The organism is Mycoplana rhizolycopersici, assembly GCF_013378445.1.
GTDB classification, from domain to species: Bacteria; Pseudomonadota; Alphaproteobacteria; order Rhizobiales; family Rhizobiaceae; genus Mycoplana; species Mycoplana rhizolycopersici.
The window spans coordinates 1-24,933 of the sequence record NZ_JABXYK010000025.1; the positions used below are offsets into that span (position 1 = coordinate 1).

Consider the following 24,933-nt stretch of genomic DNA (forward strand, 5'->3'; position numbering starts at 1 on the left):
CCGACATCCGCAAGACCGCCGAGCTGGTCGCCGAGATCTCGGCTGCCTGCCGCGAGCAGGATATCGGCGCCTCGCAGATCAACGAAGCGATCCAGCAGCTCGACAAGGTGACCCAGCAGAACGCCGGTGCCTCGGAAGAAATGTCGGCAACGTCTGAAGAACTCGCCGCCCAGGCCGAGGAACTCCAGGCCTCGATCGCCTTCTTCCGGATCGAGAATGCACACGCCCGTCAGGCGCAGGCAGTGCCCGTCCGGCAGGCCGCGCGCCCCGCGGCTGCGACCAAGACGGCGCATGCTCCGGCGCACAAGCCTGCAGGCCACACCGTTGCTGCCCAGCAGGCTCGCGCCAAGGGCTTCGCGATCGACATGTCGATGGGCGGCCCCGACGGCGAAGATTCCGACTTCCGGCAGAGCGCATGACCATGACCCGCAACGACGCTGAATCCCAGTTCGTAACGTTTGCGCTCGGCGACGAGGTATTCGCCGTGCCCGTCGGCGTGGTCCGGGAAATCCTGGACCACGAGGACGCCTTCAAGATCCCGCATGGGCCGAGCTATTTGCTCGGCCTTCGCGACGTCCGCGGCCAGGGCGTTCCCATTGTCGATCTCCGGCTGCGTCTCGGCATGCCGGCGACGGAGAAGACGCCGCATACCCGCGTCCTCGTCCTCGACATCCCGCTGGGACAGCGCATTCTCACGCTCGGCCTTGTCGCGGACAAGGTCTTCGAGGTCACGCCGTTCCGGCAGGATGCGATCGAAAGCGCCCCCGACATCGGCGTGCGCTGGCGTTCCGAATATATCGAGGGCGTCGTTCGCCGGCAGGGCGATTTCGTCGTCGTCATCAACCTCGCCCAGCTATTTTCCGACAGTGGGGCCGCCCTTGCTTCCGTAGCAAACAACGCGGCCGCCTGAAGAGGCTCGACACAGTGTCCGCAGCAACCGCCTTGTCCTATCACGACCGCCTGAGTTCGCGGAACTTCAAGCGGCTGTCCACCTACATCTTCGACTACAGCGGCATCAAGATGCCGCCCAGCAAGATCACGATGCTGGAAGGTCGCCTGCGCCGACGGCTCAGGGCCACCGGCTTCAACACGTTCGACCAGTATTGCGACTTCCTGTTCGACAAGGACGGGCTGGCACGCGAATCCATATACCTTATCGACGTCGTTACCACCAACAAGACCGATTTCTTCCGCGAACCCAACCATTTCGACTACCTTCGCGACGTGGCGCTGCCCGACCTGCAGAACAAGGGTGTGCGGCGCATTCGCGCCTGGAGTTCCGCCTGCTCGATCGGCGCCGAGCCCTACACGATGGCGATGGTGCTGGAGGACTTCCGACAGACGTCCGCCGGGCCGGACTATTCGATCCTGGCGACCGACCTTTCGACGGAGGTTCTTGATCGCGCCCGGCGCGGCATCTTCCCCACCGAGATGGCGGAGCCCGTTCCGCAGGAAATGATGCGCCGCTACGTGATGGAGGCGAAGGATCCGAGCAGGCGGGTCGTCCGCATTGCACCGCATCTGCGCACCAAGGTGGGTTTCATGCGGCTCAACCTGATGGACCCGCTCTACAAGGTCGGCGAACCGATGCACATGATCTTCTGCCGTAACGTGCTCATCTATTTCGACAAGAAGACGCAGCAGCAAGTGCTGACGCGCCTGTGCGAGTGCCTGCGGCCCGGTGGCTACCTGTTCATCGGCCATTCCGAATCGATAACATCGATGGACCTCCCCGTGCGCCAGCTCGCAAACACCGTATTCATCAGGGAATGAGCATCGTGACCGCCCGAAAAGTTCGTGTCCTCGTCATCGACGATTCCGCCAGCGTCCGGCAGACGCTGACGTCTGTTCTCCAGTCCGATCCGGGGATCGAGGTGATCGGCACTGCGTCCGACCCGTTCATCGCCGCGAAGCGGATCCAGGAAGAAATCCCAGACGTCATTACCCTCGACGTCGAGATGCCGCGCATGGACGGCATTACCTTTCTTCGCAAGCTGATGTCGCAGAAGCCTATCCCCGTCGTCATGTGCTCCTCGCTTACCGAGCAGGGCACGGAGACGCTGATGCAGGCTATGGAAGCCGGCGCCGTCGACGTCATCCTGAAGCCGAAGATTGCCGCGGCCGATCATCTCGCCGAACAGGCGAGCCGCATCTGCGAAGTCGTCAAGAGCGCCGCCCAGGCCCGGCTGCGCCAGCGCCCGGCGGGCACCGTCCGCTCCGCCTCGGCGTCGGGTCCCGCGCAAAAATTGACCGCCGACGTGATCCTGCCGCCGCCTTCGGGCAAGGCCATGGCCCGGACGACCGAAATGGTGGTCTGCGTCGGCGCCTCGACCGGCGGAACGGAAGCCCTGCGGGAAATGCTGGAAAAGCTGCCGGCGAATTCGCCCGGCATCGTCATCGTGCAGCATATGCCCGAACGGTTCACCGCCGCCTTCGCCCGCCGCCTCAATGATCTCTGCGAAGTCGAGATCAAGGAGGCCGCCGACGGCGACCCGGTGCTGCGCGGCCATGTGCTGATCGCGCCTGGCGACCGCCACATGCTTCTCGAAAGGCAGGGAGCCCGCTACCACGTCTCGGTTCGTACTGGGCCGCTGGTATCGCGCCATCGCCCCTCCGTAGACGTTCTGTTTCGCTCTGCCGCCCGCTCCGCCGGCTCCAACGCCATGGCGGTGATCATGACCGGCATGGGCGACGACGGCGCGCGCGGCATGCTCGAGATGCACCAGGCCGGCGCCTATACGGTCGCACAGGACGAAGCGACATCCGTCGTGTTTGGTATGCCGAAGGAGGCGATTGCGCGCGGCGGCGTCGACCGCATCGTGCCCCTTGGCCAGATCGCCCCGGAAATCCTTGCGGAAGACCGTAGACGCTAACTGCGAGGCGGCGGGTTTACTGCCGGTTAACCATGTTGGTCGAATATGGGCTGGCACCATGGGGTAGGTGCTTCGATACGAGCGATGATGTGCTCCGCAGGACAGTGCGAGGTTCGCCGATGCCCACCATCACATTTGCCAACACCAAGGGCGGCGCCGGCAAGACCACCGCGGTCCTTCTGCTTGCCACCGAACTGGTACGCCGCGGCAACCGCGTCACGATCGTCGATACCGACCCGCAACGCTGGATCTCCCGCTGGTTCGAGGGCGCAGAGCCGGTTCAGAACCTGACCGTGGCTACCTATGTGTCGCTGACAGCACTGGCGCGAACGATCGCCGAGTACCGTCCGAAAAGCGATTATGTGATCGTCGATCTTCCCGGTGCACAGTCGCCGCTGCTCGCCACGGCTCTGGGACTTTCGGACTTCGTCGTCATCCCGATCCAGGGCAGTTCAATGGACGCGCAGGGTGGAGCGCAGGTGCTCGAACTTCTCGGCTATCTCGACCGGAAGGCCCAGATCAGCATTCCGCACGCCGTCTTGCTGTCGCGCGTCAATTCACTTGTCACCACCCGCGCCCTGCAAGCTGTGAAACAGCTGCTGTCCGAGCGCCAGGTCCGCATGCTGGACACGCCGATCATCGAGCGTTCTGCCTATCGTGACATGTTCGAGTACAAGACCTTCCTCCACCGGATGAACCCGGACAGGGTCAGTAATCTCGACAAGGCCATTCTCAACGCCGAACGCTACGCCGACGAGGTGGAAGCGCTGGTCGTGCCGCGCTTCATGCCGATCCCGATGGCTGTCTACGCGCACGCAAACGCGGCTTAATGCTCAGCTCTCAGAAGAGGGCGTCGTCGAAAAAGTCTTCGTCGCTCTGCGCCGAACGCGCCTCGGACGGATCGGAGGTTTCCTGCCCGTCTGCGGGGAAGATCGCCGCATGGATGTTGCGCTCCTGGATCATCGTGTAGATCGCATAGATCCGGTTGCTCAGGTCGGCAGCTGACGGCGGCGGGGCAGGGGTGCCGGCATCCATCGCCATTTCCCCGGCGATCGCCACGCATTCGTCGAGCACCTCGCCAAGGCTGTCTTCGAAGTCGAGTGAACGCACGGCCGATGCGATCCGGCTGAAAACCGCATTTCCTTCCTCTGCGAGTGCTGCAAGGCTCTGCTCCATTTCGTCGGAGACCTTCGCAATTGCATCGCGCGCATGGGCCAGAGGCAGGCCGATGTCTTCAAGATGGCTGCCTGAGCCGGAATTCAGTGCCTCGGCTGCGCCCTCCACGCGATGCATCCGATCGACCACCTCGTCGGCCGGCGTCTCGAGCTTGGCAGCGAAGTTGCGCAGCTCCCCGCTGACGACATTGACGGACCGGCCTTCATCGCCCAGGCGCGAACAACGCAGGTTGGAATTCAGCGCCATATAGCTGATGTCCGTCTTGATGCCACGGATCGTCTCGATCGACTTGATCAGCGAATGGACGGCCCCGACCACGGACCCTGCCAGCGCGGTCGATTGCGCGCTCCGTCCCTCGACGTCGTGGACGAGCTCGCAAGCGTGACCGAGATCCCGGTTCATCATCGCAAGCACGCAGCCGCCCTCGACAGAGCGCGACCCCGCCAGGTCTTCGCGAAGGGCAAGGATCCGGGAAGCGTCGGAGCTGAAGGACGAGATTGTGGTAAAGATGCTTGCGCACTTCTCGCGGAATTCGGAAAGCGTCTCGTCCAGTTGCGCATAGGCCAAATGGAAGACGGCTCCCTTGATCCCCGCACCCTCCGCTTCGGAGAGTGCGCGTCCGTCATCGGTGTCCGCGTATTGGTCGAGCATCACGAAGCTCTGCTGCACATGCTCGATGCGCTGACGGGTAATGTCGCCGATCTGCAATGCGGACAAGGCCGTTGCAATCTTGCGCTGTACCGTTTCAGCAACGCTGCGCGCTTCGGCGGCGATCTTGGCCATCTGCTCGTGTTGTGCCCGCATGCGGCGAGCATTTTCGCCAAGATTGGCAACGATCTCCGGAATCGTCTTGCGGAAATCGCCCAGTATGCCGGATGCAAGCCCACGAGCATTCGCCAGTTCGCTCTGCATCTTATCCAGTTCGACGGCAAAATGATTGATCTCTTCGGCGCCCGAATGGATGCGATCGCGGATTTCGTCGGCGAATTCGGCAAACTCGGCGATGCCGGCGCCCGTGATCTTCACCGTCGTTGCAAAGACCTTCAGGTAGCGGAATGTCTCACGCATGTCGTCGACGTGGCGGACGGCGTCGGCGCACAACTGGGCGATCTCGTCGAAGGAATCATGCCGCGCAGCCGCAAGGTCGGGCAGCAACGCCAGCTCCGAAACGGTCCGCTCCAGGCCCGCAATGGTCGAGTCGGCCGTATCGGCATCGAGCGTCTGGGTGAAGCGGTTCAGCGTCCCGATCAAGCCGGTAACCATCTCCATGACCGAAACCAGTGTCGATCCGCCCTCGAGAAACGCCGTCTCGATGCGTTTGTGAGCGACCGAAAGCCGCTCGTCGAGCGAGTGGCTCAACGATACCGCATGCGAAGATGTCTTGAGTGCCAGTGCCACGTTCCCGCCCCGCCATTTGTTACAATTGCAGATGTAGGGACAAAGGCAAAACGTCCGGTAAAGATGCAGCCTTAACAGTTTCCTGCGCTTAGGCTCACCGAGAAGGACGCTAAATGCGTTGATTTCGACGTCGCGACCATCACAGTCTACGCCGTTGCAAACTTATGCGGCGACGGCACCGGTCATGATCGCGACGACGTCGTTCATCGAGTGGGATTGCGGTGTCACCACCGCGGCGCGGCGGCCGAGGCGCATGATGTGAATCCGGTCGGCGATCTCGAAAACGTTCGGCATGTTGTGGCTGATGAGTACGACGGCGAGGCCCCGCTCGCGAATGGAACGGATGAGTTCCAGCACCTGCCCCGTCTCGCGTACGCCGAGCGCTGCCGTCGGCTCGTCCATGATGACCAGTTTTCGGGCAAAAAGTGCGGCGCGTGCGACGGCGACGCCCTGCCTCTGTCCACCCGAAAGCGCCTCGACCGCATTGCCGATGGAGGGCAGACGGAACTTCAGCTCGCTCATGGCACGGCGGGCCTCCTCGCGCATCCGCTTCTTGTCCAGACGGCGGAAGACGCTGCCCATGACGCCCTCGCAGCGCAGTTCACGCCCGAGAAACAGGTTCGATGCGATGTCGAGCGCCGGCGCCATGGCGAGATCCTGGTAGACCGTCTCGATACCGGCGTGGCGCGCGTCGAGCGGGCCCTTGAAGTGCACCGGCGCGCCGTCCAGCAGGATTTCGCCGCTCGTGGGATGGACGGCGCCGGTCAGCGCCTTGATCAGCGTGCTCTTGCCCGCACCGTTGTCTCCGACCACTGCAAGGATTTCGCCCGCCCGCAACTCGAAGTCGACGCCGTCGAGAGCCGTTACATGGCCGTAGGTCTTCACCACGTTGCGCGCTTCGAGAACGACGCGGGAGGAGGCGTCCGTGGCATCTCTGGTCATGCTATCGGCGGACATCAGTTCCTCCTCCGCGACATCTGGTCGAGCGCAACGGCAATGATGACGAGGATGCCCGTCACGAGGTCCTGCCAGAGCGGATCGATGCCCGCGAGCGTCAGGCCGTTGCGCAGCACGCCGACGATCAGGGCGCCGATCAGCGTCCCGATCAGGCCGCCCCGGCCGCCGAACAGGCTGGTGCCGCCGATGACGACGGCGGTGATGGAATCAAGGTTCGCCGTCTGCATCGCGTTCGGATCGGCGTTGGGAATTCGGCCGAGCGCCAGCCAGGCGGCGATGCCGTAGATGAAGCCGGCAAGCAGGTAGACGGAAAGCAGGTGGCGGCGGACCGGGATCCCGACGAGGCGCGCAGCCTCCGGATTGTTGCCGATGGCATAGACATGCCGGCCCCATTTCGTCTGGTTCAGGAGATACCAGACGAAGCCATAGAGCGCGAGCATGATGAGGATGCCGTAAGTCAGCACGAAGCCGCCGACCTTCATCGTATTGCCCGTCCAGGCGAGGAAGGGGTCACGGACAGGAAAAGCGCCGCCCTCCGAAATCAGACGCAGCGCCGCCGTCAGGATCCCGAGGATCCCAAGCGTGACGATGAAAGGAGGCAGGCGCAGCCCGGCGATGAGCGAGCCCGCCGCCAGACCGGCACCGGTGCACAGCAGGATGGCGAAACCCATCGAGAAAACGGGATCATAACCGAGATTGACGAGCTTCCCGGCAACGATGGTGCCCAGCACGCAGATCGCGCCGACGGCAAGGTCGATACCCGCGGTCAGGATCACCAGCGTCTGCCCGATTGCGAGCGTGCCGATGATGACTGTCTGCTGCAGGATAATCGAGATGTTTTGGGTCGCCAGGAAGCGCGGATTGGTCAACGCGAAGATGATGCAGAAGGCGACGAGAACCAGAAGCGGCCCAACGGAAGGCGTCCCCAGGAGGCGGGCCTTGAGGCTCGGCGTGTCCTGCTGCGATGCAATGGTGGCTGTGCTCATGAAAACCTCATGCTTCACGGGAACCGTGCAGCCGACCGTTTCCGCCGGCCACAAGGCATGACGGGACGCCTAGGACCCGAAGCACCACGGCCGGAAGATCGGCTTCAAGGCTTCGGAACACAGGGCGGCCAGATCAGTCGAAACCCCGGTCGGGATCATGGTCGGCCGAATGCAATCCACGCTTTCGCAAGGAAGCACCGGTCGCCATGATCCCGCTTGGGAGGCCGGCGATCAGTCGCCCCAGCAGTTTTCAAGACCCCACGCGGTGTCCTTGGATTCCAGTCCGTCCACCGGCTTGTCGGTGATCAGGAACGAACCGGTGTTGACGAAGCCGCTCGGCTTCTTGCCCGAAGATGCGTATTCGACCACGGCATCGACACCCATCGACGCCATCTTGTAGGGAAACTGCATGACCGTTGCGGCGATCTTGCCATCCTTGACGTCCCGCACCCCGGCGCAGCCGCCGTCGATCGAGGTCAGCATGACGTCGCTCTCCTTGCCGAACGACTTCAGCGCTGCATAGGCGCCGGCCGCCGCCGGTTCGTTGATCGTATAGACGGCATTGATGTCGCCGTTCTTGGACAGCAGGTTCTCCATGCCGATCTGGCCCTTGTCCTGCGCCCCGTTGGTGATGGCCGCGCCGGCGATCGACGGATCGCCCTCGGCGATGCCGAAGCCTTTCAGGTAGCCATCGTGGCGGAAGGTATCGACCGTGCCGCCCGGCGTGCCGTCCAGCATGGCCACGACCGCCTTCTTGTCGCCCATCGCCTTACGCGCATAGGCGCCCTGCTGCACGCCGGCTTCGAAATTGTCGGTTGCAAAGGTCGCATCAACGGCTTCGGCCGGATCGGTGGCAGTATCGAGCGCGATGACGAGAACGCCTGCCTCGCGGGCCTTCTTGATCACGTCGAGCATGCCCGACGAGTTGTTCGGCGTGACAAGGATCCCCTTGGCGCCGGCGCTGATCAGATCCTCGATTGCGGCAACCTGGCCTTCGTTGTCACCGTCGAACTTGCCGGCGCGGGCGATCAGCTTGACGCCCTTTTCCTTCGCGCGGGCTTCTGCGGCCTGACGCATCTTGACGAAGAACGGGTTGACCTCGGTCTTGGTGACGAGGCCGACGATGACCTCTTCCGCCGAAGCGGTCGAAACGCCGAGCATGAGGCCAATCGCGCTGATGCCGGCAAACAAGCTATTGAAGCGCACGGATGTGCGACTGCTGCGAAACGACATGAAAACCTCCCAGATTCAACGATCCCGCACAGCTTTTCGCTCCGCGGCCCTAGCCTCTCCTCAAAGGCCGATTGGGATTAGCTCATCTCTTTTGGATAAAGTCAAATGATATAAAGATAGTTTTGTATATTTTTGTCCAAAATATCCAGATCACCCATGTTGTGCTGCGCGCAGGCGACGCAGGGCATGCATGCTCTCCCGCAAGCCGCTCTGTCCACCGAGTTCGCGATAGATCCGGTAGGCGTCCCCGTAAGCGTCCGCATGGGCCGGTCGCGGAACCGTATGCGTCATCGCCCGGGCGCCGAAACGCGCCGCTCCTTCGGCGTAATCGGCAACGACACCGCCCGCCACGGCGCCATGGATGGCGGCCCCGACCGCCGTCGCGTTTTCGATCTGCGGAACCTCGATCGGCTGCCGCAGAATGTCGGCCATGATCTGGATCAGCAGGGGATTGGCACGCGCCAGACCGCTGGTCATCAGCACCCGATCCGGCACCAGCCCGCTCCCTGTGAAGAGGTCGAGCACGCTTCGCGTACCGAAGCACAGGGATTCCATCAGCGCCAGGTAGATTTCGGCGGCGGTCGTCTCCCGGGTCATCCCGACCAATAGCCCCGCCAGATTGCCGTCCGCGAAGGGCACACGGTTGCCGCCCCACCAATCGAGAGCTACCAGACGACCCGCTGCAGGGGCAAGCTCGGCCGCCTCGCCATTGTAAGTGCCGAAGCTCTCGGCCATGTCCGCGCCGCGCGGAAACGTCCTGACGAACCAGCCGAGCGTATCCCCGAAACTGGCCTGGCCGGCCTCGTAGCACCAGAGGTTCCGCATCGATCCGTCGAAGGCCATTCCCTCGATACCCGCAGGAAGCGAGGCAGGCTCGGCGTCGAGATAGAGATAGGCCGCAGACGTGCCGAGCGCCCCGACGAAACAGCCGGAGGCGGTTGCCCCGATTGCCGGCAGAACGACATGGGAATCGATGACGGCGACGGCGACGATGGCGCTCCCCTGAATGCCCGTTCGCGACCGCCACTCCTGCGAGAGCGGGCCGGCCACTGATCCCACCGGCAACGGCGTCGAAAGCCGCTCTTCCAGGCCGTCGACCAGTCCCGCCGGATACCCGGAGGCGCTGTACTGAGCCTTGTAGGCGGCAAAGCCAAGGCCGCGCGCCTCCCTGCCGGTCAATTGCCAGACGAGCCAGTCGCCGCCCTCGATGAAGCGCTCGGTCGCAGCCCATGTCTGCGGCGCTTCCGTCGCGATCTGGGCAGCCTTTGCCAGCAGCCATTCGCCGGAAACGCGTCCGCCAAAATTGTCGAGAAACGGCCCACCCCGGGCATTGATGGCATCGGCATAGGATTGGGCATTGTGCTTCCAGAGCTTCACGTAGGCATTCGGTTCATGTGGATAAAGGCGCGACAACGGCGTTCCGTCCGAAAGCGCCGGCAGCGGGGAGCTTGCGGTGAAGCCGATGCCGATGCCTTCCACCAGCCTGCCGCGACCCAGTCGCGACAGGATTTCGAAGGCCGCCTCCACATAGTCGTCAGCGTCCTGCAGGGCGAAATTCGGAGGCAGAGGCGTTCCGTCCCGCAAGATCCGGGTCATGATGCCGCTTCGATAGGCGTGGATATGACTGCCGACCTGTGCGCCCGTCGCGGTATCGATCAATACGCCGCGCGCCGACTCCGACCCGAAATCCAGCCCGACGATGTACGACTTTGTCATGTCATTCCTCCCGCGCACATGGCGCAGCGCATATCTATATAAAAGCGATCATAATTGTCCATCTTATGTAAGATTTTTTACATAATATTTGTTCCGCTTTGCAAGAATGCCTTTATCTCTGCACGCTTTGCCGCTAGAGCGGTCAAACCAACGGAAGAGGCGGATGGAAAAGATGCCACGCAGCGTAGATCTGGCGGTCCTCGAGAACGCCGGACGCATCCTGTCGCTGATCGCGACTGGGGCCGCGTCCTCACGCGCCGAGCTGTTGCAGGCGTCGGGGCTATCCCGCGTGACCGTCACCCAGCGCCTCAATGCATTGCTGGCCTGCGGACTGGTGCGCGAGACCGAACAGACGCTGCCGAGCGGCGGCCGCCCGACCCGGATGCTCGCGGTCAATGCCGCCGCCGGCTTCATGCTGGTCGCCAACATCGGCGAAACCCACATCCATCTTGCCGCGATGGATCTCACGCCCGCCGTCATCGTGGAACGCACGCTGCCCTTCGATGTCGAAAGCGGACCGGAATCCACGCTGGTGCAGATGGCCGAGTCCTTCGCCCTCCTGGCATCCGAAGCCGAAAAAAGCCACGCGCCCCTTCTAGGGATAAGCCTGAGCCTGCCGACGCCGGTGGACTTCAAGCGCGGCCGCGTCGTGGGACCGTCAGTACTGCCCGGCTGGGACGAGTTCGACATCATCGGCCGGTTCCACGATCGCTTCGGCGTCCCGGTCTATGTCGAGAACGACGTGAACCTGATGACCATCTACGAGTACCGGCGGAATTTCCCCGCGGCCGACGATATCCTGTTCGTCAAGATCGGCACCGGGATCGGCAGCGGCATGATTGCCGGCGGCCGCATCTTCCGCGGCGCGCAGGGCGCGGCCGGCGATATCGGCCATATCCAGTTTCCCTCGCCGGACGCCCCGCTCTGTCGCTGCGGCAAATTCGGTTGCGTCGAGGCGCGCGCGGCGGGATGGGCTATCGCCCGCGACCTTTCAGCCCGTGGCTTCGTGGCCGAGACGGCGCGCGACGTGATCGACCTCGTCGAACAGCAAAAGCCCGAAGCGATCATGCTGCTGCGAGCTGCGGGGCGGACGATCGGCGAAGCCGTCTCGGACGCCGTCAGCATCATCAATCCGAGCCTGATTATCGTTGGCGGCACACTTGCCCGCGGCGGAGAATTCCTGCTCTCCGGCATTCGCGAACTCGTCTACCAGCGCTGCCTGCCGCTCGCCACGCGCGAACTGTCGATCGTTCTCTCCGGTTCGCGGGAGGACAGCGCGATCTTCGGAGCGGCCTATCTGCTGCTCGACGATGTCTTTTCGCCCGCCCGCATAGAGGCGCTCATGCAGCGCTTCCTGCAACTGAAATCCGAACCGCGATATCTCGACGCCGGGTGAAAGACGCGATCTCAGCCGCCCAAGAGGGATGCACCCGCCAGACGGCGCGACGACACCACCGTCACCTTGCGTTCGGCCGCCCGCAGCGAGGCGAGCGCGTCCTGCGTGATGCCTTCGTCGGTAATCACCTCGTCGATCTCGGAAATGTCCGAGAGCGTACAGAAGCCGGGCGCGGTGAACTTCGAGCTGTCGACGAGAAGGATGGTCTTGCGGGCAGAAGCAATCATCGCGCGCTTCAGCGAGGCGACCTCGAGCGACGTTTCCGTCAGAAGCGTACCGGTCACCGCGGAAGCGCCCGTCATGCAGAGATCGGCATGCAGCGTCTTGATGAAGCTCTCGCCAGGCTCGCCGGCAAGGTGGCGATAGCCCGCGCGCACCGTGCCGCCCGGCAGGATGATGCGCCAGGATTTGATGTCAGCGGCGAAATCGGCGATCTCCAGGCTGTTCGTGACCACGGTCAGCGGCAGGTCCCGCTCCGCCGCGGCACGGACAGCCTCCATCACGGTGGAGGAACTGTCGAAGATCACGCTGTCGCGAGCGCTCAGCCTTTGCGCAGCCTCACGACCGATAGCGACCTTCTCGGGATGCTGCAGCTCCGCGTTGACGGTCATCTCGCGCTCGAAGGTCGCCCGCATGGGCTGGAGGAGATGGGCGCCGCCATGCGTGCGCTCCAGGTAACCGCGCTCCACCAGATGCTCCAGATCGCGGCGTACGGTCGACTGCGAGCCGCCGATCGTATCGGCCAGTTCCTGGATGCTGGCCGCGCCGTTGACGCGCAGGTGCTCCAGGATCAAGGCCCGCCGCTTTGCCGGGACGATGTCGACGCGCTTGCTGGGAGACTCCATGCTTCACCTGGCTGGTGGCCGGCCTTATGGCCGACCGATTTCGGATCAAATTCGACCAATCTCTATCAAATCGCGTCGCCCCAATCTACCATCGCGAACCGGCAATCAGCGCTCGTTCACGCCTGATGGAGGGCAAAACGAGCCGCCGCGTTACTGTTCCGGCCCAGTATCAACAGGCAGCCGGCAGTGAAACTGTCGCCAAGACCGAGCGTTGTCGCTGGCTTTTCCACATAAGGCGAGGCGCAGGCGACGAACGTCCACCGCCCCTTGCGAACGAAGGTCTCGAACGGAAGCGGATGGAATACCGCTGCGCGATCGGTAGCGATCGTTCTGGCAGGCGCTCCATATGCCGCCCGGGCGCTGGCGATCGCGCAACCCGCCATCAGCGCCAGCTCCTCTTCCTTCGGATCGTTGATCGTCACGGCTGCAGCCCAGGTGTCGGCATGAACGCAGACACGATCGAGATCCAGCCTCTCACCGAGTTCCAGCAGCGCCTCCATGGGATGATGCGCCTCGGGATTCATGGCGAGAAGCTCCGAGTGGCTCATGCCGAGCGACGTGATGGCGCCGCCCGCTTCCGCCAGCACGTCCTCGACCGCCTGCTGCGTAGCATAGCCGGCCAGCTCGAAATGGATGGTTGTCAGACCCGCCGCCTTCCAGTCGCGACTGAGGGCGAAGACGTGGCGACTGGATGCCCGAACCTTGTCTACGGCCACGTCGTTCAACCCGGACAGCAGCCCGGCCGCCGCCGAAGACGCCAGCCGGCGCGACATGGCCTCGAACTCCGCGTCAAGCTGGATACCGCGGTCGCAAAAGCGGACGATCACACGTGACGAGCGCGTGGGCACGATGCCGCCGATCGGCCGGCCGGCGGTAAATTCGAATATGAAGATCTCCGGTATGTGCGAACCGCGGAGGGATACGGTATCGGCGGTCTTCAACACACCTTTTTCGGCGAGCAGGACGCCTTCCGGGATCTCGCGCAACATCGCCGCGTGCCGATCCTCTACTGCGACCAGCGACCGGACGCCGAGCTGTCCAAGAACCCAGGCGGCCTGCGGCCCGGTACCACCCAGGGCGAAGCGCAGCTTGAGGCGCTCCCGCAGCCAGGCCGGACCGTCCGCCCAGTCGAAACGCACCTCTCCGCCGACGCCACGGCCGGCACGCGCCAGCAGCAGGTTGGCAAGCTGTCCCGCCGGGGTCTCCGCAGGCGCATCGAGAAGCGGCTGGATATCCTGCATGTCGACCCGCGCATCGATACAGGCGCTTATGCCGCAGAGAAAGAGCCCAGCCTCGGACAAGGCCGCCCCGCCGAGGGGACCGGTCTGTGGCTCGGACAGGGCGGCATAGCGGTCCGCCCACGCCCCGTTGAAGACGTCACCCATTGCCGCGCACTCCTCCTCACCCGGCTACGGCGTCAATTGCTATCATTCTCTTCCATGTCGTCAATGCGGGAATTGGCAAATTCGCGAATATTGCGCGAGAGCACGAAGATTTTTGCATCGAATTTGTCGAAAGCCGCGGATCCTGAGGATGACGACGCGACATCCGAAGAGAACCGCGAGGGATTTCATGCACTGCATCGGCGTTGGTGACTGAACCCTGTGCAAGTTGCGGCGGGCAAAGGAGTTGGCTCAGCAATTCCAAAAACTATATTATTTTATTGATATAAATAACTTTTTCAAAAAACAGCGCAGTTCATACATATTGCGTGAAGACGGAGGACCGCTCAAAGCAGCACCAAATTAGAGAGATATAGGTAGTTATTGACAGATTATGGAAATTCTTTCCTTATGGCGGGGAAGAAGGTGGAGACCGCCAACTCTCCACTCAGAACAAGACGATCTGAAGCGAGGAACACCGATGCTCACGAGACTCGACAGGAAGCTGGCGAACATCCGCGCCGGCCGCTACAAGCCGACCGACTTCATCATTGCCGACGCCAAGGACAGCGATGTGGGTGCCGGCGTCACCGCGACGGGGTTCGACTATTCGGTCAAGCCGCCGCGCCGCCGCAGCCGCCAGGAATTCATTGCCCAGATCGAGGAGATCATCCAGCAGGATATCGTCGATATCATGCTGGTGTCGCAATCCAATCTGGATCTTCTGGACGAGCGCGGCGCCTTCCTCGGCAGCGAGATGAAGCCCGCCATCCGGGGCAATCTGGAAACGATGTGCTGGGGCGCGGTCCGTCATGGCACCTATACGCAGACCCCGTCCATACCGTTCCGCGACGCAAACTTGGCGCGCGCGATCGCCAACTATCCGACGTCGGGGACGGACCTCGCGCTTTATTCGGTCTCGTTCAGCAATGACGTCGAACGCGACGTCCGTACGCTGAACGCATTTGCCGAATTCCGCGCCGAAGCCGCGCGCAACAATTTCAAGTACTTCTACGAGGTCTTCAATCCGAGCGTCGACATCGGCCTTGACCGCGAGCAGATCGGCGAGTTCGTAAACGACCACATCATCAAGTCGTTGGCCAGCGTACCGCGCGCGGATCGCCCGCTGTTCCTCAAGACGCCCTACAACGGGCCGAAGGCGCTGGAAGAACTGGTGAACTTCGATTCCGAACTCATCGTCGGCGTGCTCGGCGGTGGCGCGGGCACGACGCGCGACACGTTCGAGCTCGTTGCCCAGTCCGAACGCTACGGCGCGCGGCTTGCGCTTTTCGGCCGCAAGATCAACCTCGCCGAAGCGCCGCTGCATCTGATCGTCCTGATGCGCGCCGTCGCCGACGGCACGCTCGGTCCGGAGGAAGCCGTTCGCGCCTATCATGGCGAACTGCAAAAACTCGGGCTGCCCCCGACCCGCACGCTTGCCGACGACCGGCAGATCACCGAGGACGTCCTGAAGGTCGCAGCCGCCAAGGCCGCCTGACCGCGGAACGCCGGCGCAACGCTTGACAGCCTGGCCGGCGTCGCCCGCCTGCTAATGCGTATCGCGTGGAACAGCATTCACGCGACACGCTTTCAGGTCTTCGTTTTTGCGCCTGTCGTTATCGGCGCCGCACACTTTTGCGCGCCATGCGTTACCGCCAGCCGAGCGCGGGTGCCACGTGCTTCAGGATCGCTTCGATGACGTGCGCGTTGTAGTCCACGCCGAGTTGGTTCGGGACGGTCAAAAGCAGCGTATCGGCCTCGGCGATCGCTTCGTCTTCCGCAAGCTGCCTGACGAGAGCTTCCGGCTCGGCCGCATACGAGCGTCCGAAGATCGCACGCGTGTTCTCGTCGATGAAGCCGATCGAATCGCTCTCCTTGCCACCCTGCCCGAAATAGACGCGGTCACGTTCATCGGTGAGCGCGAAGATGCTACGGCTTACGGAAACGCGGGGCGTACGCGTATGCCCCGCTTCTTTCCAGGCCTCGCGGTAGGCGCGGATCTGCGCGGCCTGCTGCACATGGAACGGCTCGCCCGTCTCGTCGTCCTTCAACGTCGAACTTTGCAGGTTCATGCCGAGCTTCGCGGCCCAGACGGCCGTGGCGTTCGAACCGGCGCCCCACCAGATGCGCTCTCCCAGCCCCTCTGAATAAGGCTCGAGCCGCAACAGGCCCGGCGGATTTGGAAACATCGGGCGCGGATTGGGCTTTGCGAAGCCGTTGCCCTTCAACGCCTCGATAAACACCTCGGCGTGGCTGCGACCCATGTCGGCGTCGGTCTTGTCGTCTTCCGGCTGGTATCCGAAATAGCGCCAGCCGTCGATCACCTGCTCGGGCGAGCCGCGGCTGATGCCCAGTTGCAGCCGTCCGCCGGCGATCAGGTCGGCCGCTCCCGCGTCCTCCGCCATGTAGAGAGGGTTCTCATATCGCATGTCGATGACTGCGGTGCCGATTTCTATGCTTTTTGTCTTCGCCCCCACGGCCGCAAGAAGTGGAAAAGGCGACGCCAGCTGCCGGGCAAAGTGGTGCACGCGGAAATAGGCGCCATCCGCGCCGAGTTCCTCGGCGGCGACGGCGAGATCGATGGACTGAAGCAGGGCGTCGCCGGCGGAGCGGGTCTGCGACTGCGGCGAGGGGGACCAGTGGCCAAAGGAAAGGAAACCGATTTTCTTCATGATGTTGCTGCCCGATCTTCTCTTCGAGTGTCGCGCCCATTGTTGCCACAGGAGGCATTGGCGCAATAGTCGGGGAATGACGAACGGACTGTTCAGCCATCTGCGCCATCGGCCAAGCGCCCTGCAACTTCCCGCTGCGCATCACCCTGTTGAAGCAGGACAGGCGGACACGCGCCGGGTCGCATTCGTTACGCAAGGCAGCCGTCCGTTAACCTTTTGTTAACCGTGAATCGCGTACCTATCGAGAACGAAAAATTAACGAAGATTTCCAACGTGTTAACAGAAGCTCGCTCAATCCGAATCAAGGGCAGGTCGTTCCTTGCGCTGATGCTATCGCCGGAACTCCCGCTCGACGACTGGCTCGCCCGGCTCGATGATCTGGCCGGTCGTTCCGCGGGGTTCTTCCTGGAAAGGCCGATCGTACTCGACGTCGCCGAACTCGACATCGACCGGACCCAGTTGAAGGAACTGCTCGCAGAGCTCGCAAACCGGAACGTGCGCATCATGGGTATCGAGGGCGGTCGCCCGTCGATTATGGGACCCGGCATGCCGCCGGCCATGCGCGGCGGCAGACCCGCCCCGGACGTCGAAGTCCCGGCCGCAGAACCGGCGCAGGCCGCGGAGAAGGCGGCCGAGGTTCTTCCGGAGGCGCAGCCGATACGGGCTCCGGCGTCGATGATCGTCAGGGAGCCGGTGCGCTCCGGGCAATCAATAATCTTTCCCGAAGGCGACGTCACGGTCATTGGATCGGTTGCCTCCGGCGCGGAAATCATCGCCGGCGGTTCGGTGCACATCTACGGCACCCTCAGGGGACGTGCACTGGCCGGTTCGGTTGGCAATGCGGGAGCGCGGATCTTCTGCCGCAGGCTGGAAGCGGAACTGCTGGCAATCGACGGCGTCTACAAAACCGCCGAAGACATGGCGCCCGACCTGCGCGGCCAGGCGGTGCAACTCTGGCTCGACGGCGACTCGATCAAGGCGGAAAGACTAAACTGAGCCGGCTGCCGGCCAGCAACAGGAGCGGGAAGATGGCGAAAGTGGTTGTTGTTACATCGGGCAAGGGAGGCGTCGGCAAGACGACGTCGAGCGCTGCCCTCGGCGCTGCGCTTGCCCAGCGCGGCGAGAAGACCGTGGTGGTCGACTTCGACGTCGGCCTGCGGAACCTGGACCTGGTGATGGGCGCCGAGCGCCGGGTCGTCTACGACATCGTGAACGTGATCCAGGGCGATGCGAAGCTGCCGCAGGCGCTCATCCGCGACAAGCGCCTGGATACGCTCTTCCTGCTGCCGGCCTCCCAGACCCGCGACAAGGACAGCCTGACAGCGGAAGGCGTCGAGCAGGTCATGAACGATCTGAAGCGGCATTTCGACTGGATCATCTGCGACAGCCCGGCTGGCATCGAGCGCGGCGCGACGCTGGCCATGCGCCACGCCGACGTCGCCGTCGTCGTCACCAACCCGGAAGTCTCCTCGGTCCGCGATTCCGACCGCATCATCGGTCTTCTGGATTCCAAGACCGAAAAGGCAGAGCTAGGCGAGCGGATGGAGAAGCATCTGCTGCTCACCCGCTACGACGCCGTGCGTGCCGAACGCGGCGACATGTTGAAGGTCGACGATGTTCTCGAGATCCTGTCCATTCCCCTGCTCGGCATCGTGCCGGAAAGCATGGACGTGTTGAAGGCGTCCAACATCGGCGCGCCGGTCACGCTGGCGGACAGCCGCAGCGCCCCGGCACTTGCCTATCTCGACGCCGCACGCCGCCTTGCCGGCGAGACCGTCCCGATGACCATTCCCGGCGAGAAGCGCGGGCTTCTGGGCAAGATTTTCGGACGGAGGGCAGCATGAGCATTTTTAGCCTGTTCCGCAAGCAGAGCTCCGCTCCGATGGCGCGCGAACGCTTGCAGGTCCTGCTGGCGCATGAGCGTGCCTCGGTGGGCCAATCGGACCTCGTCGCCATCCTCAGGGAGGAAATCCTTGCGGTCATCGCCAAGCATGTCGAGATCGACGACGAAAAGGTCAGCGTCAAGATGGAGCGCGGCGAGCACGTCACGACGCTGGAAGTCGATATCGAAATCCCCGTGACCGTAACGGTTCGCGCCGCCTGACGCCGACGACGGGGATCAGCATCCCCTAAGGACAGAAAGCATCCAATTTCAAGGGCAGCCACCGCAAAGCGCTTCGAAGCGTCATGCGGTGGCTGTCCTTTTTCGTGTTTCCCCATCCGCTCCCGGCCACACAATCGACTGGCAATCCTCCGCACCGCGGTTTTCAAATTTCGCTGGACCGCATAACTATTGATCTATATTCAATAGTGGAATGAAATTCAAATTCGTTGGAGGAGACGGATATGGAACTCAACGGTGCATTGCGCCTGCATTTCGTGATTGGCGATCCGATCGCACAGGTGAAGTCGCCCGGCGGTGTCACCGAAATGCTGCAGGCCCGCGGTCTTAACGCCATCTGTATCCCGGGTCGCGTCGCGCCATCGGACCTTGAAACGTTCTGGTCCGGCGCCCGCACCCTTGAGAACCTCGACGGCGTCATCATCACCGTGCCGCATAAGATGGCGGCTATCGCCATGGCGGACCGGCTCTCCGAGCGCGCATCGTTTCTCGGCGCCGTGAACACGCTGCGCCGCACAGAAACCGGCTGGGAAGGCGATATGTTCGACGGCATCGGCCATGTCGCCGCCCTGCGGAAGGCAGGCTGCGTTCTGGAAGGCAAGCGGGCGCTGCTCGCTGGCGCCGGCGGCGCGGGAAGCGCGATCGCGCACGCGCTCGTGCTCGCGGGCATCTCCGAACTGGCCATCCACGAAATGGATGCCGCCCGGCGCGGCAGTCTGATCGAGCGGCTGTCCTCGCTCGGTCTCGCAAAGATCACCGCCGGCAGTGCCGATCCGAGCGGCTTCGATGTGGTGGTCAACGCCACCCCCGCCGGAATGAAGGAAGACGACCCGCTGCCCTTCGATGCCGACAAGCTGACGTCCGACATGTTCATCGGTGAAGTGATTACCAAGCCAGCGATCTCCCCGCTCGTCGCCAGGGCGCGCGCGATCGGCTGCAACGCGATTACCGGCACCGACATGTTCGTCGAAGTGCGCGATCTCATGGTCGATTATCTCTGCAGGACGTGAGGAGCGCATCGTGAGCCGCAGTTTTGCTCTCGCCTTTCTTACCGTTCCCGACCTTGACCCGACCCAGGCGATCAGCGTCGCGGCCGAAACCGGCTATGACAGCGTCGGCCTTCGGCTCCTGCCGGCGGCGAACGGCGAGGGACCCTATCCGATCCTGACGGACGCCTCGGTGCTGGCCGAAGCGCGCGCCGCTCTGGCAGATACCGGCATTCGCGTCGGCGACGTGGAGATCGTCAGGTTGAAGCCTTACACGAAGGCCGAAGAATTCACAGGCTTTCTTGAATGTGCCGCCGCACTCGGTGCTGCAAACGTACTCGTTGCCGGAGACGATCCCGAACTGGCACGGTTGACGCAGACCTTTGGCGCCTTTGCGCAACTGGCCGCGCGCTACGGTCTGACCGCCGATCTCGAATTCATGCCCTGGACCGGCGTTCGCAACGCCGCAGAAGCCAAAGCGATCGTCGAGGGGGCCGGCCAGTCCAACGGCGGCGTGCTTGCAGACGCGCTGCATTGGGACCGTACCGGCGGCAAGGTCGAGGATCTGCAAAGCCTGCCTGCCAACCGAATCCACTACTTCCAACTCTGCGACGCGCCGGCCGAGTACGATCGCAGTGACGCGGGGCTGATCAGCATCGCGCGCGGGGGAAGGCTGCTGCCGGGCGAGGGCGGCATAGACCTTGCGGCCTTTGTGCGCGCCCTGCCTGCGGATGTACCGATCAGCATCGAGATCGCATCTGCGGACCTCGTGAACCGGCTGTCGCCCCGCGACAGGGCCGCTCAGGCGCTCGCTGCCGCAAAGGCGACCATAGCGAACATTTTGTGAATGATATTCTGATATTGAATATCATTCCATTTTATGCATAATGAGCGGAGGCAAGTGCGTACCTGCGTACGCAGGAGGAGATACGCGCTTCGAGTTAGCGTCGTGTCGCGAATGCCGGCAGATCAGACAAGGCCTTGCCTCATGGGAGGAGGCGGCGATGAACGCAGTCCCTAAGGCTGGATACACGGTTGAACCGATTGCAGAGAGCGAGAGCGTCAAATGCGACGTTCTCGTCGTCGGATCGGGTGCAGGCGGACTGTCCGCCGCCGTCGCCGCCGCCCATTTCGGGCTGAGCGTTATCGTCGCCGAGAAGGCCGAAACCTTCGGCGGCACGACGGCCTATTCCGGCGGCTGGCTCTGGGTGCCGAACGCCCCGCACGCGCTCGCCGCAGGGAAGGGCGAAGATCCGGAAGGGCCGAAAGCCTATCTGCGTCACGTTCTAGGAAACCGTTATGACGAAGCGATGATCGAAGGCTATCTGAGCGCCGCCCCGCGGATGCTGGACTTCTTCGAGCGCTATACGGACGTGCATTTTCTGCCGGGCAGTGGCGTGCCGGATTTTCACGGCAACGCCCCCGGCGCCGGAACAGGATGGCGATCCGTCGCCGCCGCCCCCTATGACGGCCGCAAGCTCGGCAACCTGATCCGGAGCCTGCGTCCGCCCATCCCGGAGACGACGTTTCTTGGAATGGGCATCGCATCCGGCATCGACATGCGCATGTTTCTCACCGCCATGCGTTCGCCGGCCGCGTTTGCCTATGTCACGCGCCGCGTGCTGAGGCATGCCCGTGACCTGCTCCTCCATCGCCGCGCAATGCAGCTCGTCAATGGTAACGCACTCGTGGCGCGCCTGTTGCGTTCGGCAGCGGACAGGGGAGTGGCGCTCTGGCCGCGCTCGCCCGCGCGCGAACTGATCCGAGACGGCAGCCGGATAACGGGAGCGATGATCGACACGCCATCAGGCTGCGTTGCCGTCACCGCGGGACGCGGCGTGGTGCTCGCCACGGGCGGGTTTCCCCATGATCCCGCTCGGCTTCATGATCTCCTGCCGCATGTCCGCGCCGGGACGCGGCATTGCTCTGCCGCGGCCGAGGCCAACACAGGCGACGGATTACGGCTTGCGGAAAGCGCCGGCGGGCATGTGTCGGAACGGATGAGCCATGCCGCGGCCTATGCGCCGGTTTCGCTCGCCCCCCGGCGGGACGGCAGCGTCGGCCGCTTTCCGCACCTCGTCGAGCGTGGTAAGCCGGGTATCATCGCGGTGATGCCAACGGGCAGGCGTTTCGTCGACGAAGGCGGCCCCTACCACGACTATGTCCGCGAAATGATCGCCGCCACGCCTGCCGGCGAGCCGGCGATTTCCTGGCTCATCTGCGACCATCGGTTCCTCCGCCGATACGGTCTGGGCGCCGTCAAGCCCGCGCCGGTCCCCTTCGGCCGCTGGCTGCGCAACGGCTACCTGATGAAGGGATCATCCATCGAGGCTTTGGCGAGGCTTTGCGGCATCGATCCGGCCGGCCTGTCGCGGACTGTCGCGGACTTCAACCGTCATGCGATGCAGGGAGAGGACCCGCAGTTTCATCGCGGCACGACGCCCTACCAGCGCGCCCAGGGAGATCCCGACCACCGGCCAAATCCCTGTATTGCGCCGATCGTGCGCGCACCGTTCTATGCGGTGCGGGTCGTTCCGGGAAGCCTCGGCACCTTCGCCGGCATCGAAACCGATGGCCTGGGCAGGGTTCTTGATGGGTCCGGTGTGCCGATCCCGGGGCTCTACGCGGCGGGCAATGATATGAACAGCATCATGGGTGGCAATTATCCGAGCGGAGGCATCACGCTCGGTCCTGCCATGACCTATGGATTCCTCGCCGCCGAAGCCATTGCCGGGCGCAACGCGGCGGAGACTGATAGCCACGGGAGGAATGAAAATGCCGTCGAACGCTGAGCCGGAAACGATCGAGGAGGTCGACCTGCTGGTCTGCGGAGCAGGTGCAGGCGGCATGACGGCCGCGCTGGTAGCAGCTCTGGAAGGACTGAACGTCGTTCTCTGCGAAAAGACCGACCAGGTGGGGGGTACGACATCCACCTCCGGCGGCACGACGTGGGTGCCCGGAACGCATCTTTCCGAACTGGCGGGCGTACCCGACAAGGTGGAGGATGCGCGGGCGTTCCTGGAGTCCGTCGTTCCCAATCGCAGCGGAATTCGCCTTCGCGAGGCGTTTCTTGCCTCCGGCAGGCCGGCGATCGAGGAGCTCGACAGCCGGACGGACGTGAAGTTCGTCGCCGCAACCGCCCATCCGGACTATCTCGACGGGCCGGGTTCCGCCTATGGCGGCAGGGCGCTGGCGCCGCTGATGTTCGACGGACGCCTGCTCGGGCGCGTCGACTTCGACCGGGTGCGCCCGCCACGCCCGGAATTCGTCGGCCTCGGCGGCATGATGGTCGGCCGAAACGAACTCGACGCGCTGCTTTCACCGCTGCGCTCGATCGGCAATTTTCGCAGTGCCATGACGATCGTCGGCCGCTATCTCCTGGATCGCCTCGGCTATCGGCGGGGAACGCGGCTGCTGATGGGGAATGCTCTTGTGGCACGGCTGCTCCATAGCCTGCGCAAGGAAAAGGTACCCATCCTTTTCGAAACCGGCGTCAAGGAACTGATCGTCGAAGACGGCCGCGTCGTCGGCGCGGTCATGGAAGGTCCGTCCGGCACCCGCCGCATCCGCGCGCGCAAGGGTGTCGTCCTGGCGACCGGCGGCGTCTGCTGGAACCGGCAGATCCGTGAACGGCTCTTCCCGGAGGGCACGCGGGACTATGCGCTCGGCCCGGTGAGCAACACCGGCGACGGGGCGGACATTGCAACCGCCATCGGCGCCGGCTTCGAGGATGGCGGCGATAGCCCGGCACTATGGATGCCGTGCTCGTCCTACCGGCGCCCGGACGGTACGCTGGCGGTCTGGCCGCATATCATTCTCGATCGTGCCAAACCTGGCCTTCTGGCCGTTGACGCATCAGGCAAGCGCTTCGTCAACGAATCCGATTCCTATCATGACTTCGCGATGGGGCAGATCAGAAGCGGCGCCATCCCTGCGCATCTTATCTGCGACACCGCCTTCATCCGCCGCTACGGTATGGGGATGATCCTGCCGGGAGCGCGCAATCTCGGCGCGATGATCAAGGCCGGCTACGTCATCGAGGCGAAGACCCTGGCTGAGCTCGCGGCGAAAATCGGCTGCGACGCACCGTCGCTTGCAGCCACGGTCGAGGCTTATAACCGTTCGGCCGCGACGGGCACAGACGAGGCGTTCGGGCGCGGGCGTTCCGTCGTGAACCGCTTCAACGGCGATCCCGCCATAGGTCCGAACCCCTGTATGGGACCGATCGCCGCCGGGCCGTACTATGCCATGGCCGTCCGACCGTCCGATCTCGCCTCGAGCGCCGGCCTGTCCGGTGACGAATTCGGCCGGGTCCTGGACAAGGAAGGCGAGCCTATCGCCGGTCTCTATGCCTGCGGCAACGATCTCGCCTCGATCTTTCGAGGCACCTATCCCGGACCGGGCACCACCATCGGCCCGGCGATCGTCTTCGGCTGGCGTGTTGCCAAGCATGCGGCCGGCAAGCTCAAGGACATGCCGACGAACAACACCGGCGCAAGGACAGATGAAAGGAAGAACCGTGCAACGCTATGAAATTGCGACACTTTCGACCAGCATGGGGGCGGCCGCCAAAGCTGCGCCCGCGATCGAGGCCTTCGCAAGCGAAGGAAAGGGGTGCCTTCTCGGTATCTTTTACGCCGACATCGGCGCACTGAACCGCGTTCTGGTTTTCCGCGGGTTCGAGACCGCGGCGGATTACGATGCGGAGCGCGAGCGCACGTTGCGGGCCGCAAACCCGTTCGGCTCGGCCGAATGGCTGACCGGGCTGGAGCTTGAGGGCTATGCCCCGTTTCCCTTCCTGCCACCAGTCGAGACCGGCAGCTTCGGGCCGGCTTACGAATTTCGCACCTATGTGCTGAAGTCCGGCGGACTGGAACCGACCATCCGCGCCTGGGAGGCCGCCGTCCCGGCGCGCACCGAACTCTCGAAGCTGGCGATCTGCATGTACGGCATCGACGGCAAGCCGCGCATGACCCACATCTGGCCCTTTGCCTCCGTCAACGAGCGCGGCCAGATCCGTGCGGATTCCGTCGCCCAGGGCGTCTGGCCGCCAAAGGGCGGGCCAGACTGGCTGACGACGGACATGCGCTCGACCATTGCCTTCCCGACGGCGAACTCCCCGTTGAAATAGGTCTTTGCAATATCGTTAAGCCCGACACGGCCCGCCCCGAACAGGAGTGGGCCGTTCTTC

At 63.6% G+C, this 24,933-nt stretch carries 22 protein-coding genes and 1 pseudogene; 15 read left to right on the forward strand and 8 right to left on the reverse strand.

Annotated elements, in window-relative coordinates:
- From HV823_RS24430 to HV823_RS24450, 5 genes and pseudogenes are all read left to right on the forward strand, one after another.
- Positions 1 to 419 (forward strand): annotated as a pseudogene (locus tag HV823_RS24430) (methyl-accepting chemotaxis protein); the annotation flags it as partial.
- Positions 416 to 910, forward strand: a complete 495-nt coding sequence (locus tag HV823_RS24435) for a chemotaxis protein CheW (protein WP_425487697.1) — start codon at positions 416 to 418, stop codon at positions 908 to 910. The pseudogene HV823_RS24430 and the gene HV823_RS24435, both read left to right, overlap by 4 nt.
- Before the next feature lie 14 nt (positions 911 to 924).
- Entirely contained in the window at positions 925 to 1,773 is an 849-nt protein-coding gene (locus tag HV823_RS24440; protein WP_343052051.1) for a CheR family methyltransferase, read from the forward strand.
- Positions 1,774 to 1,778: 5 nt separating this feature from the next.
- A complete protein-coding gene (locus HV823_RS24445; protein ID WP_343052052.1) occupies positions 1,779 to 2,873 on the forward strand; it encodes a protein-glutamate methylesterase/protein-glutamine glutaminase in 1,095 nt (364 codons plus the stop codon).
- Between the two features lie 119 nt (positions 2,874 to 2,992).
- Complete coding sequence (locus HV823_RS24450; protein WP_176952287.1) at positions 2,993 to 3,703, forward strand: ParA family protein; 711 nt, start codon at positions 2,993 to 2,995, stop codon at positions 3,701 to 3,703.
- Positions 3,704 to 3,713: 10 nt separating this feature from the next.
- On the opposite strand, the gene HV823_RS24455 is transcribed toward HV823_RS24450, so the two are convergent.
- From HV823_RS24455 to HV823_RS24475, 5 genes are all read right to left on the reverse strand, one after another.
- Entirely contained in the window at positions 3,714 to 5,447 is a 1,734-nt protein-coding gene (locus HV823_RS24455) for a chemotaxis protein (protein WP_176952288.1), read from the reverse strand.
- A 162-nt stretch (positions 5,448 to 5,609) separates the two neighbouring features.
- Positions 5,610 to 6,404, reverse strand: a complete 795-nt coding sequence (locus HV823_RS24460; RefSeq protein ID WP_246301936.1) for an ATP-binding cassette domain-containing protein — start codon at positions 6,402 to 6,404, stop codon at positions 5,610 to 5,612.
- Entirely contained in the window at positions 6,404 to 7,390 is a 987-nt protein-coding gene (locus HV823_RS24465) for an ABC transporter permease (RefSeq protein WP_176952289.1), read from the reverse strand. The genes HV823_RS24460 and HV823_RS24465 overlap by 1 nt, the downstream gene beginning before the upstream one ends.
- 231 nt (positions 7,391 to 7,621) lie before the next feature.
- On the reverse strand, positions 7,622 to 8,623 hold the full coding sequence (locus HV823_RS24470) for a substrate-binding domain-containing protein (protein WP_176952290.1): 1,002 nt from the start codon (positions 8,621 to 8,623) through the stop codon (positions 7,622 to 7,624).
- A 150-nt stretch (positions 8,624 to 8,773) separates the two neighbouring features.
- Complete coding sequence (locus tag HV823_RS24475; protein WP_176952291.1) at positions 8,774 to 10,339, reverse strand: FGGY-family carbohydrate kinase; 1,566 nt, start codon at positions 10,337 to 10,339, stop codon at positions 8,774 to 8,776.
- 172 nt (positions 10,340 to 10,511) lie between these two features.
- On the opposite strand from HV823_RS24475, the gene HV823_RS24480 reads away from it, so the two are divergent.
- Complete coding sequence (locus HV823_RS24480; protein WP_246301939.1) at positions 10,512 to 11,735, forward strand: ROK family transcriptional regulator; 1,224 nt, start codon at positions 10,512 to 10,514, stop codon at positions 11,733 to 11,735.
- 11 nt (positions 11,736 to 11,746) lie between these two features.
- Here the strand turns inward: HV823_RS24480 and HV823_RS24485 are convergent, their stop codons facing one another.
- Together HV823_RS24485 and HV823_RS24490 are read right to left on the reverse strand one after the other, a co-directional pair.
- Positions 11,747 to 12,580 (reverse strand): DeoR/GlpR family DNA-binding transcription regulator, encoded by an 834-nt coding sequence (locus HV823_RS24485; protein ID WP_176952293.1) that lies wholly within the window; start codon positions 12,578 to 12,580, stop codon positions 11,747 to 11,749.
- A 116-nt stretch (positions 12,581 to 12,696) separates the two neighbouring features.
- Positions 12,697 to 13,965, reverse strand: a complete 1,269-nt coding sequence (locus HV823_RS24490; RefSeq protein ID WP_176952294.1) for an ADP-dependent glucokinase/phosphofructokinase — start codon at positions 13,963 to 13,965, stop codon at positions 12,697 to 12,699.
- 478 nt (positions 13,966 to 14,443) lie between these two features.
- Here HV823_RS24490 and HV823_RS24495 point away from each other — a divergent pair, with 478 nt between their 5' ends.
- Positions 14,444 to 15,460, forward strand: a complete 1,017-nt coding sequence (locus tag HV823_RS24495) for a hypothetical protein (RefSeq protein ID WP_176952295.1) — start codon at positions 14,444 to 14,446, stop codon at positions 15,458 to 15,460.
- 151 nt (positions 15,461 to 15,611) lie between these two features.
- On the opposite strand, the gene HV823_RS24500 is transcribed toward HV823_RS24495, so the two are convergent.
- Positions 15,612 to 16,634, reverse strand: coding sequence for an LLM class flavin-dependent oxidoreductase (locus tag HV823_RS24500; protein ID WP_176952296.1), 1,023 nt, complete (start codon positions 16,632 to 16,634; stop codon positions 15,612 to 15,614).
- 264 nt (positions 16,635 to 16,898) lie between these two features.
- On the opposite strand from HV823_RS24500, the gene minC reads away from it, so the two are divergent.
- From minC to HV823_RS24540, 8 genes are all read left to right on the forward strand, one after another.
- Complete coding sequence (gene minC, locus HV823_RS24505; protein WP_176952333.1) at positions 16,899 to 17,630, forward strand: septum site-determining protein MinC; 732 nt, start codon at positions 16,899 to 16,901, stop codon at positions 17,628 to 17,630.
- Between the two features lie 32 nt (positions 17,631 to 17,662).
- Positions 17,663 to 18,478 carry a septum site-determining protein MinD gene (gene minD, locus HV823_RS24510; RefSeq protein WP_176952297.1) on the forward strand — a complete coding sequence of 272 codons (816 nt, stop codon included), beginning with the start codon at positions 17,663 to 17,665 and terminating at the stop codon, positions 18,476 to 18,478.
- Positions 18,475 to 18,738, forward strand: coding sequence for a cell division topological specificity factor MinE (gene minE / locus HV823_RS24515; protein WP_176952298.1), 264 nt, complete (start codon positions 18,475 to 18,477; stop codon positions 18,736 to 18,738). Before minD ends, minE begins: the two co-directional genes overlap by 4 nt.
- Before the next feature lie 242 nt (positions 18,739 to 18,980).
- On the forward strand, positions 18,981 to 19,766 hold the full coding sequence (locus tag HV823_RS24520) for a shikimate dehydrogenase family protein (RefSeq protein ID WP_176952299.1): 786 nt from the start codon (positions 18,981 to 18,983) through the stop codon (positions 19,764 to 19,766).
- A gap of 10 nt (positions 19,767 to 19,776) precedes the next feature.
- Positions 19,777 to 20,589 (forward strand): TIM barrel protein, encoded by an 813-nt coding sequence (locus HV823_RS24525; protein ID WP_176952300.1) that lies wholly within the window; start codon positions 19,777 to 19,779, stop codon positions 20,587 to 20,589.
- 157 nt (positions 20,590 to 20,746) lie between these two features.
- A complete protein-coding gene (locus HV823_RS24530) occupies positions 20,747 to 22,534 on the forward strand; it encodes an FAD-dependent oxidoreductase (RefSeq protein ID WP_176952301.1) in 1,788 nt (595 codons plus the stop codon).
- A complete protein-coding gene (locus tag HV823_RS24535; protein ID WP_176952302.1) occupies positions 22,518 to 24,275 on the forward strand; it encodes an FAD-dependent oxidoreductase in 1,758 nt (585 codons plus the stop codon). The genes HV823_RS24530 and HV823_RS24535 overlap by 17 nt, the downstream gene beginning before the upstream one ends.
- Entirely contained in the window at positions 24,262 to 24,873 is a 612-nt protein-coding gene (locus tag HV823_RS24540) for an NIPSNAP family protein (protein ID WP_176952303.1), read from the forward strand. The genes HV823_RS24535 and HV823_RS24540 overlap by 14 nt, the downstream gene beginning before the upstream one ends.
- Positions 24,874 to 24,933 lie beyond the last annotated feature (60 nt).